Consider the following 16134-nt stretch of genomic DNA (forward strand, 5'->3'; position numbering starts at 1 on the left):
CCGAGCAGCGCCCCGGGAGAGGCACTGCGGACGTAGCTCAGTTGGTAGAGCACCACCTTGCCAAGGTGGATGTCGCGAGTTCGAGTCTCGTCGTCCGCTCGATGGGGGCCTTGCGGCCCCCGCGCTGGTGGAGTGGCCGAGAGGCGAGGCAACGGCCTGCAAAGCCGTCTACACGGGTTCAAATCCCGTCTCCACCTCGGACGATTAGCTCAGCGGGAGAGCGCTTCCCTGACACGGAAGAGGTCACTGGTTCAATCCCAGTATCGTCCACTGAGGGCCCCTCGGGGTCCTTGTCCCGCGCGATTAGCTCAGCGGGAGAGCGCTTCCCTGACACGGAAGAGGTCACTGGTTCAATCCCAGTATCGCGCACGCGGCACACCGCACTGCGGACGATTAGCTCAGCGGGAGAGCGCTTCCCTGACACGGAAGAGGTCACTGGTTCAATCCCAGTATCGTCCACACCCCGAAGGGCCGGAGCCTGTTGCTCCGGCCCTTCGTCATGTTCCGGATCCCCCTGGGGCCGGAGCGCGGTCAGGAGGAGAACAGCATCCGGCTGAAGCTCTTGTGGCGGCCGTGATGACCGTGGTGGCCGTGGTGCTGGGCGCCCCAGGCGGGAGGAGGAGCCGGGTAGGACTGGGCGGGAGGAGCCGGGTAGGACTGGGCGGCCGGGCCCGGCGGGGGCGGCGCCGGCTGCGACCACTGCGACTCGAGGCGGGTGAGCGCCTCCAGCTCCCCGTAGTCGAGGAAGACCCCCCGGCAGCCGCCGCACTGCTCGATCTGGACTCCGCTGCGGTTGTAGGTCTGCATGTGCGCTCGGCACTTGGGGCACTGCATCGTGTCTCGCCTCCGTGGCGGTAGGGACTGTGTGGTTGTACAGACGCGCCGCGGGGCGTTCCGGATGCGTCCGCGTACCGGTCGGATCGGTGGGGCGGGCCGTCCGGGCGCGACCAGCGTAGGGCTCGTGGGCTCCTTCAGGACCCCGCGATGCGGGAACAGGCGTCGACCAGGGCACGGTCGGTCTCGTCCGGTGCGCGGCCCTCGGCCTCGGCCCTGACCAGTGCGCGGGCCGCCAGTTGGACGGTCAGCGCCCGCGCGGGCGTGTCCAGCCGGGGCCAGGGGTCGAAGGGACGGCCGTCCGCGCCGCCGGGGAGCGCGGGGCCGCCCGCGGCCCGGTAGGCGCCCAGGAAGCGGCCGAAGTCCGCGGAGGCCAGCAGTCCGGTGGCGAACCAGGCGGCGGGCCGGGCCAGGTCCCAGGCCGGGTCGCCCAGGCCCAGGTCATCCACGTCGATGAGGTGCCAGGGGCCGTCGGGCGCCGGGTGCCGGACGAGTTGGCCCAGGTGGAGGTCGCCGTGGCACAGGGAGTCCGCGCGCGGCGGCGGCGCCTCGTCGCGCGTCCACGCGGGCAGGCCGGCCCAGGCCGCCTCGACGGCCCGTACCGCGGCGGTGCGGCGGGCCGTGCGGCGCAGGGACTCCAGGGCACGGGCGGCCTTGGCGGGGCCGCGCATCGGCGGGAGCGGTCCGGGCAGCGCGGCGGGCGGTACGGCGTGCAGGCGGGCGAGCAGCGCCCCGACCGCCTCCCAGGGGGCGGCCTCGGGTGCGCCGGGGTCCACGGGGGTGCCGTAGGGCCACAGGCTCACCGGGCGGCCGTCGGGCAGGGTGTCCAGAAGCCGCCTCCCCGGCCCCGTCCCCGTCTCCGGGGGCCCGGTCCACGGGCCTTCGGCGGCGGGCAGCGGCGCGAGCAGGACGTGACTCAGCAGCGGATGGGCGGCGATGTCCAGCCGGAGCGCGAGCCGCCCGGGGTCGTCGCCGGGGGCGTGCGCCTTGGCCACGACACTCCCGCCGCGTACGACGGTGGCGTCGGCCCGCTCGGCCAGCACCACGGGCCGGCCGGCGCCGTCGGCGGCCGCGAGCCGGGCGGAGGCCGCCCGGTGGGCGAGATGTGCGATGAGCGGTGCGTGCGCCACGGTGTCCTCGGCCCCTCCCGGGCCCGCGGACGCGGGCCGTGCGGCGGATCGTACGGCCCAAGGCGGCGCGATGCCCGGGCAGTTCCCCAACTGCCCGGGCCTCACGCCGTCCGCCGTACCCCCGTCCCCACGGGGTTGGGTGACCGGATCTCCCGGCTCGGGCCGCTCTCCCGAGCCCGGGCCCTGTGTCAGAGCCCCAGCAGTCCGGCCACGGACGACGCCTGTGTGATCACCGCTTCCGCCCCGCCGAAGACGACGGCCAGCAGGACGGCCAGCGGAAGGACCATGACGGCGGCCACCAGCGGGTGGCGGCGACCGCCCGGCCGGGTGCCGGGAGCGGCGAGGTCCGCCAGGCGCCCCTGCGTCCGGGACGCCGGGCGCTGTGCTGTGTGCGCCATGGTTCCGCTCCTGTCGTGGTACGGGGCGGCGGGCGTCTGGCCTCGGGGGACGAGTGCTGCACCCGCCGCTTGAGAACAACACTAGAAGTGAGGGGCGCCCTCGGCGTCATGCCCGCGTACCGAACCAGGGCCTCCCGCAGGATGACTCCTCTCCACCCCGGGTACTCCCCAGGGTGGAGAGGCGCCCTCCGGGGCCCGGGACTTCCCGGAGGGGAAGGGCTTGCCGGAGGGGAGGGGCGCGGGCCCGCGCCGCCGGTCAGCGCGCCGGCTCCTGCGCGGCGTCCTCCCGCGGCACCGGGTGCTCGACCAGGGCCAGCACCCGGTTGGCCATGAAGCGCGCGGTGCGCACCACCGTGCCGCTGCGGGTGATCTCGCTCACCTCCACCACTCCCCTGCGCACCTGCGTCTCCACCCGCCGGCCCGCACGCGTGGCCGCCATCTCATAGGTACGGGTGGTGTCTCCGGCGTCCACCACGATCTCCACCCAGTCGCCCTTCATCGTGCGATCCCCCTTCCGGGAAGGCCTGTCGGACGCCCCCTGAGCAGGGTTTCTCCCGCCCCTGACTGCCGCGCGCCCACTCCTCCAGTCTCCCACCGGGCACTGACAACCGGGGTGTTCCGCATGCGCGGCCTGTCGGCGGGAGGGGGCCGCAGTCCGTAAGCTGTGGCACGTCAGAGGGACCGGGCAGTGCGGGGCCGCCCCACCGGGGCGGGACGGGCTCCCGGCCGGAGGTAGGGGAAGGACATGGCGATGATGCGGCTCCGGCGCGAGGACCCGCGAGTCGTCGGCTCGTTCAGGCTCCACCGGCGGCTGGGCGCGGGCGGCATGGGCGTGGTGTACCTCGGCTCCGACCGGCGCGGGCAGCGGGTGGCGCTGAAGGTGATCCGGCCGGATCTCGCGGAGGATCCCGAGTTCCGCTCGCGCTTCGCGCGCGAGGTGTCGGCCGCCCGCCGGATCCGCGGCGGGTGCACGGCCCGGCTGGTGGCGGCGGATCTGGAGGCGGACCGCCCGTGGTTCGCCACCCAGTACGTACCGGGCCCGTCGCTGCACGACAAGGTGAACGAGGAGGGCCCGCTGCCCGCCGCGCAGGTCGCCTCGATCGGCGCGGCGCTGGCCGAGGGGCTGGTGGCGGTGCACGAGGCCGGTGTGGTGCACCGGGACCTGAAGCCGTCGAACATCCTGCTGTCGCCCAAGGGCCCGCGCATCATCGACTTCGGCATCGCCTGGGCGACCGGCGCCAGCACCCTCACGCACGTCGGCACGGCGGTGGGCTCCCCGGGCTTCCTGGCGCCCGAGCAGGTGCGGGGCGCGGCGGTGACCCCGGCGACGGACGTGTTCTCGCTGGGCGCGACGCTGGCGTACGCGGCGACCGCGGACTCGCCTTTCGGGCAGGGCAGTTCGGAGGTGATGCTGTACCGGGTGGTGCACGAGGAGCCCCAGCTGCACGGTGTGCACGCGGCGTTGGCGCCGCTGGTGCGGGCGTGCCTGGCGAAGGATCCGGAGGACCGGCCCAGCACGCTGCAGCTGTCGCTGCGGTTGCGGGAGATCGCCGCCCGGGAGGCGCGCGGGCTGCCGGAGGGCGCGGCCACGGGGGCGGCCGTACGCCCGGCACGGCCGACCGGGAAGCGGGCCGAGCAGTACCTGCGGCAGCGCACCTCGCGCGACGGCGACCGCCCCTCGGGCGGCCGCGGCTCCCGGGGGGCCTCCGGTCGCGCGGACCCCGCCGACCGGGACGGGACGGGCACGTCCCGGGCCCCGGCACCTCGCACACCGGTCCGGAACACCGTCCGGCCGTCCGCCGGCGGGCGGACGGGCGGCACGGCGGGAGGGGCGTCTGGAGGGGCGTCTGGAGGGGCGTCGGCACGGCGTCCGGTGCGCACCGCGGGCGGCGCCCGGCCGGGACCTCGGCGGCCGGCGAACCCCCGTCTGCTGCGCCAGCGCCTGGTCGTGTTCGTGACGGTGACGCTGCTGGTGGCGCTCGGCATCGCGGCGGCACAGGGCTGTCAGGGGCCGGCGCGGGGGCTGGGACGTCCCGCGGGTCCGGCTGTCGGCGCCGGGGACGCGGACACGGCTGCCGGCGCGACCGGGGCCGGGGGGCCGGGCTCCGCCGGTCCGGTGGCGCGCCCGGCTCGCTGACGCCTGCTCACTTCCGGTGCCTACAGCGCGCCGAGTGCGGACAGGACGGTCAGGCACAGCGGGAGGGTCGCCGCGAAGGCGCCGCCCGCGTGCAGCGCGGCTTCGGGGAGGGCACTGCCCGCGGCGCCGGAGAGGATGCCCGCGACCAGGGCGACGAGGGCGGAGAACAGGACGGCGACCAGGACCCACAGGGCTCTGACCACCGGGGGGTGGGAGACGGGCTGGGTGCTCATCGGTCGTCTTCCTTCCCTTCGGGAGGACGGCCGGGGCGAGCACGGACAGCCCCGACCCGACCGCCCTCTGGATGGGGCAAAGTCGAGATCTGCACCCCCAGTACAGATCTGCGTTTCATCGACGTGAGCGGGCCGGGCGGCGGTTGGCCCGCCGTCGGCCGCGCCGACCGAGTACTGGCGCGCTCACTTTATCACCCAGTGTCACCAAATGCCCGCTTTGGCGGACAGGAGGCACACGGACGGACTCACCCCGCGGCGGGGCCGGTCGCGTAGAAGGCCACGGCCGCGGCCGCGGCGACGTTGAGGGAGTCGACGCCCGCGCTCATGGGGATCCGCACGGTCACGTCGGCGGCCGCGACCGTGGACGGGCGCAGGCCGTCCCCCTCCGAGCCGAGGATCAGGGCGGTCCTGGGGTGCCGGCGGGCCGCGAACTCGCCGAGGCCGACCGCGTTCCCGTCCAGGGCGAGCGCCGCCGTGACGTACCCCGCCTCCCGCAGCACCCCCACGTCCCCGGGCCAGGACTCCAGCCTGGTCCACGGCACCTGGAGGACCGCGCCCATGGAGACCTTGACCGAACGCCGGTAGAGGGGGTCGGCGCAGTCCGGTGAGAGCAGCACCGCGTCCACGCCCAGCGCCGCCGCGCTGCGGAACAGGGCGCCGATGTTGGTGTGGTCGTTCACGGCCTCCAGCACCGCCACCCGGCGCGCGCCGGCCAGCAGGTCCGCCGGGCCCGGAAGGGGCTTTCGGCGCATCGAGGCCAGGGCCCCGCGGTGCACGTGGTAGCCCGTCACCCGCTCGGCCACCTCCGGGCCGACGCTGTAGACGGGCGCCCGGGCCGCGGCGACCACGTCGCGCATCGCCTCGGCCCACTTGGGCGTCAGCAGCATCGACCGCATCTCGTAGCCTGCCGCGAGGGCGCGCCGGATGACCTTCTCGCCCTCGGCGATGAACAGGCCCTCCGCCGGTTCGCGTACGCGCCGCAGCCGGACGTCGGTCAGGCCGGTGTAGTCGCCCAGGCGCGGATCGCCGGGGTCCTCGACGGTGACCGGGCCCCGGACGTCCCCGCTCCCGCCTTCGGCCCTCCGCTCCGTCACCGGCCGGCCCCGGCCCGGTTCACGCCGACCACCTCGCCGACGACGATCACCGCGGGCGGGCGTACGCCCTCCTCCTCGACCGTGCGCGCCGCGGTCGCCAGGGTGGCGTCCACCCGGCGCTGGCCGGCCATGGTGCCCTCCTGGACCACGGCGACGGGCGTGTCCGGGGCCCGCCCGTGCTCGACGAGGGCCTCGGCGATGGCGCCGATGCGCTCCACCGCCATCAGCATCACCAGGGTGCCGCGCAGCTTCGCCAGGGCCGCCCAGTCCACCAGCGAACGCGGGTCACCGGGGGCGACATGGCCGCTGACGACGGTGAACTCGTGGGCCACCCCGCGGTGTGTGACCGGAATGCCCGCGGCGCCGGGCACGCTGACGGAACTGGAGATGCCGGGCACCACCGTGACCGGGATCCCGGCCTCGGCCAGCGCCTGCGCCTCCTCCATGCCGCGGCCGAAGACATAGGGGTCGCCGCCCTTGAGGCGTACGACGAACCTCCCGGCCCCGGCGTGCTCCACGAGGGCCGCGTTGATGGCCTCCTGGGCCATCGCCCGGCCGTAGGGGATCTTGGCGGCGTCGATCACCTCGACGTGCGGCGGCAGTTCGTCCAGCAGGTCGCGCGGGCCGAGCCGGTCGGCGATCACCACGTCCGCCTCGGCCAGCAGCCGGCGGCCGCGCACCGTGATCAGGTCCGGGTCGCCCGGGCCTCCGCCGACCAGGGCGACACCGGCCCTGCGGGCACGGTGCCGGGGGGCGGTCAGGGTGCCGTCGCGCAGCCCCTCGACCACGGCGTCGCGCACGGCGGCCGAGCGGCGCGGATCGCGTCCGGTGAGGACCGCGACGGTGACGCCCTCGCTGCGTCCGGTGGCCGGGGTCCAGGCGGTGGCGGCGTCGGCGTCGTCGCTGCGGACGCACCACACCCGGCGCTCCTCGGCCTCGGCGGAGGCGGCCTCGTTCGCCCCGGCGTCGTCGGTGGCGACGACCGCGTACCAGGCGCCGTCCAGATCGCCCGGGCGGTAGGCGCGGCGCTCCCAGCGCAGCTCGCCCGCCTCGGCCATGGCCTCCACCGAGGGGGTGGCCGAGGGCGCGATCACCAGGACGTCGGCGCCCGCGGCCAGCAGCGCGGGCAGCCGCCGCTGGGCGACGGTCCCGCCGCCGAGGACGACCACACGGCGCCCGGTCAGACGCAGGCCCACGGGGTAGGCGGGGTGCGCGAAGTGGTCGGACATGGCGGTGCGGCTCCTCAAAGGATCGCGGGCCGCTGCGACGGTGGAGCGGCGAAGACGGGACTGGCTGCGGAGGGCAGCGGGTGCGGGCAGCGTACGACGCGGCGGCCCGGACCCGCTGTGCCGCAGGTCACCGGAGGGGATCCGGGGCCTTCCGGTGGCCTGCGGGCGGTACGGCGGCGGGGCGCGTCAGTTCTTCTCGGTGACGCCCGCCGAGTCGAAGGTGGCGACCTCGTGCATGGCCCGGGCCGCGCTCTGCACCACCGGCAGGGCCAGCAGGGCGCCCGTCCCCTCGCCGAGCCTCAGGTCGAGGTCGATCAGGGGGCGCAGGCCCAGCTTGGTCAGTGCCGCGACATGGCCGGGCTCCGCGCTGCGGTGACCCGCGATGCAGGCCGCCAGCGCCTCGGGGGCGATGGCCCGCGCGACCAGGGCCGCCGCCCCCGCGCTCACCCCGTCGAGGACGACGGGGGTGCGCAGCGAGGCGCCGCCGAGGATCAGCCCGGTCAGCGCGGCGTGCTCCAGCCCGCCGACCGCCGCCAGGACGCCGAGGGGGTCGGCCGCGTCGGGCCGGTGCAGCTCCAGGGCGCGGCGGACCACCTCGACCTTGCGGGCGTGCATCTCGTCGCTGACGCCGGTGCCGCGACCGGTGACCTCGGCCGGGTCGGCGCCGGTGAAGACCGCGATCAGCGCGGCGGAGGCGGTGGTGTTGGCGATGCCCATCTCACCGGTCAGCAGCGCCTTGTTGCCCGCCGCCACCAGATCGCGGGCGGTCTCGATGCCCACCTCGACCGCGCGCAGCACCTCCTCGCGGGTGAGCGCGGGCCCGGCGGTGAAGTCCGCCGTGCCCGGCCGCACCTTGCGCGGCAGCAGACCGGGCGCGGACGGCAGGTCGGCCGCCACGCCCACGTCCACCACACAGACCTCGGCGCCCACCTGGTTCGCGAAGGCGTTGCAGACCGCGCCGCCGCCCAGGAAGTTGGCGACCATCTGCGCCGTGACCTCCTGCGGCCAGGCGGTGACGCCCTGGGCGTGCACCCCGTGGTCCCCGGCGAAGACGGCGACGGCCGCGGGCTCGGGGATCGGCGGGGGGCACTGCCGGGCCAGGCCGCTGAGCTGTGCGGAGATGATCTCCAGCATGCCGAGCGCGCCGGACGGCTTGGTCATCCGCTTCTGGCGCTCCCACGCCTCGCCGAGCGCCTTGGCGTCCAGCGGGCGGATGCCCGCCAGGGTCTCGGTGAGCAGGTCGTGCGGCTCCTCCGCACCGGGCAGGACCCGGCGGCCGTAGGACTCCTCGTGGACGACCCAGGACAGCGGGCGGCGCCTGGACCAGCCCGCCTGCACCAGCTCGGGCTCGTCCGGGAAGGCGTCCACGTACCCGATGCAGAGATAGGCGACGACCTCCAGGTGCTCGGGCAGGCCGAGGACCCGGACCATCTCGCGCTCGTCGAAGAAGCTGACCCAGCCCACGCCCAGGCCCTCCGCGCGGGCCGCGAGCCAGAGGTTCTCCACCGCCAGGGCCGAGGAGTAGGGCGCCATCTTCGGCTGGGTGTGGCGGCCGAGGGTGTGGCGGCCGCCGCGGGTGGGATCGGCGGTGACGACGATGTTGACCGGGGTGTCGAGGATCGCCTCGACCTTCAGCTCCTTGAACTGCTTGGCGCGGGCCCGGGGCAGCGACCGGGCGTACGCGTCGCGCTGGCGCATGGCCAGCTCGTGCATCGTCCTGCGGGTCTCCTCGGAGCGGATGAGGACGAAGTCCCACGGCTGGGAGTGGCCGACGCTGGGAGCGGTGTGGGCCGCCTCCAGGACGCGCAACAGCACGTCGTCGGGGATCGGGTCGGAGCGGAAGCCGTTGCGGATGTCCCGCCTCTCGCGCATGAGGCGGTGCAGCGTCTCGCGTTCGGCCTCGTCGTAGCCCGGGGCGGCGGGGGCGGCGGGGGCGGGGGCGGCGCCGGTCTCAGCGTCCTCCGCGGCTCCATCGGTCTCGTCGGCGGCAGCCGCTCCGGCGGTGCCGGCCGCGTCCGGCGTCTCGGTCCCGGGCTCCTGCTCGGCGACGGGTACGGCCGGCCCGCCGTCGGCGGGCGGCTGTGCGTCGTCCTGTCGAGGGGACTCGGCGGTGACCGCCACGGCCTCCATCACCTGTGGTCCGGCGCCGGGCACCGCGGCCACGGCGAGCTGCTGCTCGGGGGCCGGCGCGGGGGCCTCGTCCGCCGGCGCCGGAACGGGCTCCGGAGCCGGGGCCTCGGCCCCGGCGGACACGGGCTCGGAGGGGGCGGACTCGGAGGGGGCGGACTCGGAGGGGGCGGACTCGGAGGGGGCCTGGACGGACGCGGGTTCGGCCGCCGCGGGTTCGGCCGCCGCGGGTTCGGCCGCCGCGGGTTCGGGGGCGGGCGCCTCGGCCACCTCCGCGGGAGCGGCTTCGGCGGGAGCGGCTTCGGCAGGGGCGGGGCCGACAGGAGCCGCCTCGGCCGAAGCGCTCGCCGGGGCCTCCGCCGCGACGGGCTCCCCGGCGTTCTCCGGGCCTTCCGGGGTCTTCGGCGCCCCGGGCACGGACTCCGGCCCGGCGGCGGGCCGGGGCTGCTCCGGTTCCGCGTCCTGTGTCTCGTGGACGGTCTGCGGGCCGGGACCGGCCACGGCGGGTTCGGGCGCTACGGGTTCGGCGACAGGGGCCGCGGCCGCGGACGGCTCGACCGCCTCGGGCGCGGGCTCCGGCTCCGGCTCCGGGGCAGGGGCAGGGGCAGGGGCGGAAACTTCGTCCGCCGGCGCCGGAACGGGCTCCTGGGAGAGTTGCGGCTCGGCCTCCTCCGCCTCGGGCGCGGACTCAGCCTCGGGCGCGGGCTCCGGCTCCGGGGCGGGAGCGGGGGCCTGGGCCTTTGCGGTCGGCGCCTCACCGGTCTCCGGGACGGGAGGCATCGCGGCGAGGTCCGGGCCGGGCAGCGGCTCGGCCGGCCATCCGGCCGCCGGCTGCACGGGAGCGGGCCCGGGTTCCGCCGCCGGGGCCGGCGCCGGAGGCTGTGGCGCCCAGGCACCGGGCTGCACCGGGTCGGACGGAAGCGTGCCGGGCTGCGCGGCAGGAGCGGGCGCGACGGCCTCGGGTGCGGCCGCCTCGGGTGCGACGGCCTCGGGTGCCTCCGGAGAGGGAGCGGCCTGCGCCGCGGGCTCCTCGTGGGCGACGTCGAAGTACTCGGGCCCCGTGGTCGGCGGTCCCGGCTGCCGTACGGGCACGCCCTGCGGGGGCGTGGGCGCCGGAGCCACCGGGGCGCTGCTGCGGTCGGCGAGCGTGCGCACCACGCCGGACTGCTCGGGCACGGGCGGCCCCAGGTGCGGCGGCCGGGGAGGCGTCGCGGCGGCCTGGGGCGCCTGCCCGTGGGCCGTCTGCGCGGGCGGTACGGGGCGCTGCCCGTAGCCGTCCGACTCGCGCGGGCCGGGCACGGAGGCGGGCGCGGACGCCTGAGGCTGCGCGGACGCCGCCTCGCCCCATCCGTGGGAGCCGGGCAGCAGCAGATCGTCCTCGTAGCCCGACGCCACACCTTCGACCGGGCCCGCGAAGGTGTACGTGCCGGGTGCCGGTGTACCCGGCTGCTCCGGCTGTCCGCCTGCGTTCTCCGGCTGCCCCTCGCCCGGGACCCGGCCGGTGTCAGTCATGCGTACCCCTCGCCCATCGGTAGTGCTCCTTCCAGCCCCAGCGGGCGCCCGCCGTGCCCCCGCCTGAACCATCCGGACATCGACAGACAAAGTGTCAATACCGGCTGGCGGCACAACGGTCCATCAGCCTACCCGCCGCCGCACTCCCCGGGGGGCGGGGGTGGACGACTGACCCCGGTTGGTCCGGTTCGTCTCGGACGAGATCACATCCGGCTGCCGGACAGCAGGAAGACGACCGCGCGTTCGCGTTCCGTCCACTCCCGGGTGTCCAGTTCCAGGGACTGGAGCAGGGCGCACTCCACGGCGTATCCGCCGTCCGCCAGCACCCGCCCGACGGCCTCGGCCTCGTCGCGGGTGGAGGCGTGTGTGACGATCCTCTCGGGTCTGCGGTCGGCGCAGGCGGCGACCGTACGCACCCCTCCCCCGCCGACGCGCACCACGTCGGGTTCGGGCAGTGCCTCCAGCACCAGGGGCGCGATGCCGTGCACGACCTGGAGCTGGACGCCGAAGTGCCGTGCGGCGGCGGACATCCGCGCGCAGGCGGCCGCGTCGCGCTCGACCGCGAGGACCGCGGCGCCGAAGCGGGCGGCCTCCACGGCGACGGCTCCGCTGCCCGCGCCGATGTCCCACAGCAGGTCGCCGGGCCTGGGGCCGAGCCGGGCGAGCTGGGCGGCGCGCAGTTGCGCGAAATCCGCGGTCCCCGCCGCGGCGGCCCGGACGTCCTGTCCGGTGTACTCGGCGGCCGGCAGGGCCCAGCCCCGCACGGCGGGCGGGTAGTTCGGATCGCGGCCGGCCAGCCATCCGCCCTGGCCGGCCGCGCCGGGCCCGGCCGCGGTCGCCGAACCGCCCACCACGATCACGACGTTGGGGTCGCGCCAGACGTGGTCGGCGACCTTGTCGGAGGTCAGTACGGTGACCCGCTCGCGGTCGGTGCCCAGTGCCTCGCAGATGAAGAAGGTGCGGTGCACCCCCTCCAGCAGCAGGGCCAGTTCGGCGGGCCCGGCGCCGGGCGAGGTGAGGACGGCGACCTTGGTGTGGGCGCGGCAGACGTTGACGGCGCGGCGCAGGGTGCGGGCGTGGGCGACGACGATCTGGGCGTCGTCCCAGGGCATCCCCGCACGGGCGAAGGCCGCGGCGACGGACGAGACGGCGGGTACGACCTCGACCTCCAGGCCGTACTCGGGTGCGCGCAGGGTGCGGACGACGCCGAAGAAGCCCGGGTCGCCGTCGGCGAGGACCACCGCGGTGCCGCGGTGCCCGGCGATACGGCGGGCAGCCAGCGCCGCACTGCCCAGCCGGATGCGCTCGGCCCCGGGCGGGACCTCGGGGAGGGCGAGATGGTGGGCGGCGCCGGCGACGAGGGTGGCGGCTCCGAGGGCGGCGCGGGCGGCCTCGGTCAGCGGCGAGCCGTCCCACCCGATCACGGTGACACGGTCGGCCATCGTCGGCTCTCTCCTGGCGCGTCGCGGGGCGGGGACGGAAGGTGGTGCGGGGATGTGCGCGGGTGCGGGGTGCGGTGCCGGTGGGGCGGCGGGGTCGCCGCAGTGAGGTTACCGCGCCCGGCGCGGGGGGCCGGCCGGGGCTTCACGGCTCGGGCTTCACGGCTCGGGCTTCACGGCTCGGGCTTCACGGCCCCGGGGTTCCGGGCCGTCAGCGCCAGTCGGGGTAGGCGGAGTAGCTTCCGGCCTCGGGGTAGGCGGAGTAGCCGCCGGCGTCGGCCGCCCCGCCCGGCCCGTCCTCCAGGTCCTCCGGCAGCAGGCTCCACACGATCAGGTCGGTGCGGATGTCGGTCCAGCTCCCGTCCTCGGTGCGGGTCCGGGCTATCCAGGCGTTGCGCAGCACGCCCTCGCTGACGCAGCCCACCTTCTGCGCGACCTGCTGGGAGGCGGTGTTGCCGGCCGGGGTGCGGATCTCCAGCCGTTCGAACTTCCGGTCCTGGAACAGCCACTGGACGGCGGCGAGCAGCGACTCGGCGGCGTACCCCTCGCCCCGTGCCCAGGGGGCGGTCACATACGCGGCCTCGGCGGACAGCACCCGCCAGTCGGTCTTGCGCAGATGGACGGCGCCGACCAGGCGCTGGGTGAGGAACTCGGTGACGGCGAAGACGATGCCGCGCCCCTCGGTCCGCTCCGCGGGCGCCCCCCGCGCGATCCACTCCCGGGCGTGCTCCTCGGTGTAGGGGGCGGGTACGGAGGTCCAGGCGGTGACCAGTTCGTCGTTCATCATCTCGGTGAACGCCGGGGCGTCCTCGGTCTCGAGGGGACGCAGCACGAGCCGTTCCGTGCTGATCGAGATCTCCGGGAAGATGGATGTCATGCGCCGCTCCAGCCTGACGGGGTCGAGTGCACAGCATGCAGCATCACCCCGGCGGCGTGCAGCGCGGGCCCCGGCGGTGGGCCGTGCCCCTGGAAACCCCCGCCGGGGCCCGGCCCACCGCCGTACCGGTGTCAGGAGGCGTCGGAGGCGGCCACCACCGAGCCCCGGTACTCCTTCTCGATGAAGCCGGCGACCTCCTCGGAGGCCAGCAGGCCGGCCAGCTTCCTCACCCGCGGGTCGTCCTCGTTGCCCTCCTTGACGACGAGGAGGTTGACGTAGGGGTTGCCCTCGGCCTCTTCCAGGGCCAGGGCGTCCTCGGCGGGCTCCAGACCGGCCTCGATGGCGTAGTTGCCGTTGACGACGGCGGCGTCCACGTCTTCGAGGGAGCGGGGCAGAGCGGCCGCCTCCAGCTCCTTGAACTCCAGTCCCCTGGCGTCGGCGATGTCGGCCAGGGTGGCGTCCTGCCCGGCGCCGTCCTTCAGCTCGATCAGGCCGTGGTCGTCCAGGAGCCTCAGGGCGCGGCCCTCGTTGGTGGTGTCGTTGGGCACCGCGACGGTGTCGCCCGCGCCGAGTTCGGAGGCCTTCTTCAGGGTGGAGGAGTACAGGCCCAGCGGTTCCAGGTGGACGCCCGTCACGGGCACCAGGTGGGTGCCCTGCTTGGCGTTGACGTCGTCCAGGTAGGGCTTGTGCTGGAAGTAGTTGGCGTCGACCTCGCCGTTCTCGGTGGCGGTGTTGGGCAGGACGTAGTCGGTGAACTCCCTGATCTCCAGATCCAGTCCGGCCTCCTCGGCCAGGTTGTCCCTGACGAAGCCGAGGATGTCGGCGTGCGGGGTCGGGGAGGCGGCGACGGTCAGCGGCGCGTCGGCGCCTTCGGAACCGCCGGAGGCGGCGGGGTCGGAGTCGGTGCCGCAGGCGGTCAGCGACAGGGCCAGCGCGGCGGTGGCCAGGGCGGCGCCGGGCCTGGTGCGGGCGGACCTGGTGATGGCGGACCTGGTGATGGCGGACCTGGTGATGGCGGACTTGGTGATGGTGCGCACGAAGAGTGCCTCTTTCCGTTGTGCGTTCTCCGGGCTCCGGGGTGCCGGGGCTCCGGTCGGTGCCGGACAAGGGGTCCGGCTTCCATGGGTGGGGGGTGGGTCGAGGGTGGTTCAGGTGGTGCGCTCGCGGCGGGAGAGCAGGCGCACCGCGCCGTCGCCCAGGAGCTGCACGGCGGTGACGAGGGCGAGCAGCACGACGACGGTGGCGAACATGAAGCCGGTCTCGAAGCGCTGGTAGCCGTAGGTGATGGCCTTGCTGCCCAGACCTTCGGCGCCCACCGCGCCGGCCATCGCGGAGTAGCCGACGAGGGTGATGACGGTGGTGGTCAGGCCGGCCACGAGGGAGGGCAGGGCCTGTGGCAGCAGCGCCTTGAGGACGACCGTGCCGGTGCCGCCGCCCATGGACAGGACGGCCTCGACCAGTCCGTGGTCCACCTCGCGCACGGCCGTCTCCACCAGGCGGGCGAAGAAGGGGATGGCACCGATGGACAGCGGCACCACGGCGGCCGTCGGGCCGATGGAGGTGCCGACGACCACGCGGGTGAAGGGGATAAGGGCGACGACGAGGATGATGAAGGGCAGGGAGCGCCCGACGTTGACCACGGTGCCGACCGCCTTGTTGACCGCCCTGTTCGCCAGCAGCCCGCCGCGGTCGGTGAGCACCAGCAGCACGCCCAGCGGCAGGCCGCCCAGGACGGTGACGAGGGTGGACCAGCCGACCATGTAGAGGGTGTCGACGGTGCCCTGGAGCAGGATGGGCTGCATCTCCGGCCAGGTCATCGGGGCTTCTCCACGGTCTCGAAGGTCTCGGGTGTCCCGGGGGTCCGGGCGGCTCCGGGGGTACGGGCGGCTCCGGCCGCCCCGGGGAACTCGACGGTCAGTCCCCGCTCGCGCAGGAAGCCGATCGGCACGGCGTTGTCCTCGCGGCGGCCGGGCAGCTCGATCCGCATCCGGCCCACCTGGCGGCCGCCGATGGTGTCCATGGCGGCGCCGAGGATCGACACGTCGATGCCGTGGGCGCGCGAGAGCCGGGAGATCAGCGGCCGTCCGGTGCTCTCGCCGTGGAAGGTGACGTCCACGACGGTGCGCTCCCGGACCGCCCCGTTTCCGGCCTCCGCCTCCCCGGCCTCCGCTTCCCCCGCCGGGGACGCTCCCCCGAGGGGGAACAGCTCGCGGGCCAGCTCCGAGCCCGGGGTGGCCAGCAGCCCGGAGACGGTGCCGGACTCGACGACCTTCCCGTCCCGCATCAGCGCGGCCGAGTCGCAGACGGTCTTGACGACGTCCATCTCGTGCGTGATGAGCAGGACGGTCAGGCCGAGCCGCCGGTTGAGGTCGCGCAGCAGGGCCAGGATGGAGCGGGTGGTCTCCGGGTCGAGGGCGGAGGTCGCCTCGTCCGACAGCAGCACCCTGGGATCGCCCGCCAGCGCCCGGGCGATGCCGACGCGCTGCTTCTGGCCGCCGGAGAGCTGTGCGGGCCAGGAGCGGGCGTGGTCGGCGAGGCCGACCAGGCCGAGCAGTTCCCGGGCCTTGCGGGCGCGCTCGCGGCCGGGGACGCCGAGGATCTCCAGCGGCAGTTCGACGTTGCCCTGGACGGTCCGGGAGGACAGCAGGTTGAAGTGCTGGAAGACCATGCCGATGCGGCTGCGGGCCCGGCGCAGTTCGGCGCCGGCCCGCGGTCCGCGCCCGGCCAGGGCGGTGAGGTCCCGGCCGTCGACGACGACCGTGCCGGAGGTGGGGCGCTCCAGCAGGTTGACGCAGCGGATGAGGGAGGACTTCCCCGCGCCGCTGCGGCCGACGACGCCGAAGACCTCGCCCTCGCGGACATGGAGGTCGACGCCGTCGAGCGCTGTCACGTCGCGGCCTCGGGAGCGGTAGACCTTGGTGAGTCCCGTGGTGGTGATCACTGGGTGTCCATGACTGTCGAGTGCGCGGCGCGGGGGTGCGGCGCCGGGCACGGGATGTTCCTGACGAAGGGGGTGGGAGTCCGCGGTCCGGGCCACGCCTGGTGCGGGCGGACGGCGGGCGAGCGCGGGGCCGGGCACATCCGGCGCCCTCACGGCGGACTGCCGGGAGGCGGAAGGCTCAGG

Annotated in this window: 14 protein-coding genes and 5 tRNA genes; 6 read left to right on the forward strand and 13 right to left on the reverse strand. The window is 75.6% G+C overall.

The genetic code is table 11. The annotated features are described in order from the left end of the window. Window positions 1-26 precede the first annotated feature (26 nt). The 5 genes from CUT83_RS19540 (at window position 27) to CUT83_RS19560 (ending at window position 459) form a co-directional block, all read left to right on the forward strand. Window positions 27-99, forward strand: a tRNA-Gly gene (locus CUT83_RS19540). A gap of 27 nt (window positions 100-126) precedes the next feature. After that, window positions 127-197, forward strand: a tRNA-Cys gene (locus CUT83_RS19545). Between the two features lies 1 nt (window position 198). Next, a tRNA-Val gene (locus CUT83_RS19550) sits at window positions 199-270 on the forward strand. Between the two features lie 27 nt (window positions 271-297). Beyond that, a tRNA-Val gene (locus CUT83_RS19555) sits at window positions 298-369 on the forward strand. Window positions 370-387: 18 nt separating this feature from the next. Further along, window positions 388-459: transfer RNA gene (locus CUT83_RS19560), tRNA-Val, on the forward strand. 72 nt (window positions 460-531) lie between these two features. Here CUT83_RS19560 and CUT83_RS19565 read toward each other — a convergent pair. The 4 genes from CUT83_RS19565 to CUT83_RS19580 all read right to left on the reverse strand — a co-directional run bounded on the left by CUT83_RS19565 (window position 532) and on the right by CUT83_RS19580 (window position 2861). Beyond that, entirely contained in the window at window positions 532-834 is a 303-nt protein-coding gene (locus CUT83_RS19565) for a TFIIB-type zinc ribbon-containing protein (RefSeq protein WP_101257160.1), read from the reverse strand. 137 nt (window positions 835-971) lie between these two features. Beyond that, entirely contained in the window at window positions 972-1964 is a 993-nt protein-coding gene (locus CUT83_RS19570) for a phosphotransferase family protein (RefSeq protein ID WP_240957901.1), read from the reverse strand. A 188-nt stretch (window positions 1965-2152) separates the two neighbouring features. Next, complete coding sequence (locus CUT83_RS19575; RefSeq protein ID WP_101257161.1) at window positions 2153-2362, reverse strand: hypothetical protein; 210 nt, start codon at window positions 2360-2362, stop codon at window positions 2153-2155. A 256-nt stretch (window positions 2363-2618) separates the two neighbouring features. Beyond that, complete coding sequence (locus CUT83_RS19580) at window positions 2619-2861, reverse strand: DUF8836 family protein (protein ID WP_093850830.1); 243 nt, start codon at window positions 2859-2861, stop codon at window positions 2619-2621. A 246-nt stretch (window positions 2862-3107) separates the two neighbouring features. On the opposite strand from CUT83_RS19580, the gene CUT83_RS19585 reads away from it, so the two are divergent. Beyond that, complete coding sequence (locus tag CUT83_RS19585; protein WP_101257162.1) at window positions 3108-4499, forward strand: serine/threonine-protein kinase; 1392 nt, start codon at window positions 3108-3110, stop codon at window positions 4497-4499. Between the two features lie 20 nt (window positions 4500-4519). Here CUT83_RS19585 and CUT83_RS19590 read toward each other — a convergent pair whose 3' ends face one another. The 9 genes from CUT83_RS19590 to CUT83_RS19630 form a co-directional block, all read right to left on the reverse strand. Then, entirely contained in the window at window positions 4520-4732 is a 213-nt protein-coding gene (locus tag CUT83_RS19590) for a hypothetical protein (protein WP_101257163.1), read from the reverse strand. 245 nt (window positions 4733-4977) lie between these two features. Beyond that, window positions 4978-5826, reverse strand: a complete 849-nt coding sequence (locus CUT83_RS19595; RefSeq protein ID WP_101257164.1) for a TrmH family RNA methyltransferase — start codon at window positions 5824-5826, stop codon at window positions 4978-4980. After that, window positions 5823-7055 carry a uroporphyrinogen-III C-methyltransferase gene (gene cobA / locus CUT83_RS19600; protein ID WP_101257165.1) on the reverse strand — a complete coding sequence of 411 codons (1233 nt, stop codon included), beginning with the start codon at window positions 7053-7055 and terminating at the stop codon, window positions 5823-5825. Before cobA ends, CUT83_RS19595 begins: the two co-directional genes overlap by 4 nt. A 186-nt stretch (window positions 7056-7241) precedes the next feature. After that, window positions 7242-10694: a nicotinate-nucleotide--dimethylbenzimidazole phosphoribosyltransferase gene (gene cobT / locus CUT83_RS19605; protein WP_101257166.1), complete on the reverse strand. Its 3453-nt coding sequence runs from the start codon at window positions 10692-10694 to the stop codon at window positions 7242-7244. A gap of 203 nt (window positions 10695-10897) precedes the next feature. Further along, window positions 10898-12136: a precorrin-6y C5,15-methyltransferase (decarboxylating) subunit CbiE gene (gene cbiE, locus CUT83_RS19610; protein WP_101257167.1), complete on the reverse strand. Its 1239-nt coding sequence runs from the start codon at window positions 12134-12136 to the stop codon at window positions 10898-10900. 208 nt (window positions 12137-12344) lie between these two features. Continuing rightward, entirely contained in the window at window positions 12345-13010 is a 666-nt protein-coding gene (locus CUT83_RS19615; RefSeq protein WP_101257168.1) for a GNAT family N-acetyltransferase, read from the reverse strand. A 131-nt stretch (window positions 13011-13141) separates the two neighbouring features. Beyond that, on the reverse strand, window positions 13142-13993 hold the full coding sequence (locus CUT83_RS19620) for a MetQ/NlpA family ABC transporter substrate-binding protein (RefSeq protein WP_101257230.1): 852 nt from the start codon (window positions 13991-13993) through the stop codon (window positions 13142-13144). 165 nt (window positions 13994-14158) lie between these two features. Beyond that, the gene (locus CUT83_RS19625; RefSeq protein WP_101257169.1) at window positions 14159-14827 is read right to left on the reverse strand and encodes a methionine ABC transporter permease; all 669 of its coding nucleotides are present in this window, start codon (window positions 14825-14827) and stop codon (window positions 14159-14161) included. Continuing rightward, the gene (locus tag CUT83_RS19630; protein ID WP_101257170.1) at window positions 14824-15951 is read right to left on the reverse strand and encodes a methionine ABC transporter ATP-binding protein; all 1128 of its coding nucleotides are present in this window, start codon (window positions 15949-15951) and stop codon (window positions 14824-14826) included. The genes CUT83_RS19625 and CUT83_RS19630 overlap by 4 nt, the downstream gene beginning before the upstream one ends. Window positions 15952-16134 lie beyond the last annotated feature (183 nt).

The organism is Streptomyces barkulensis, assembly GCF_002843305.1.
GTDB classification, from domain to species: Bacteria; Actinomycetota; Actinomycetes; order Streptomycetales; family Streptomycetaceae; genus Streptomyces; species Streptomyces barkulensis.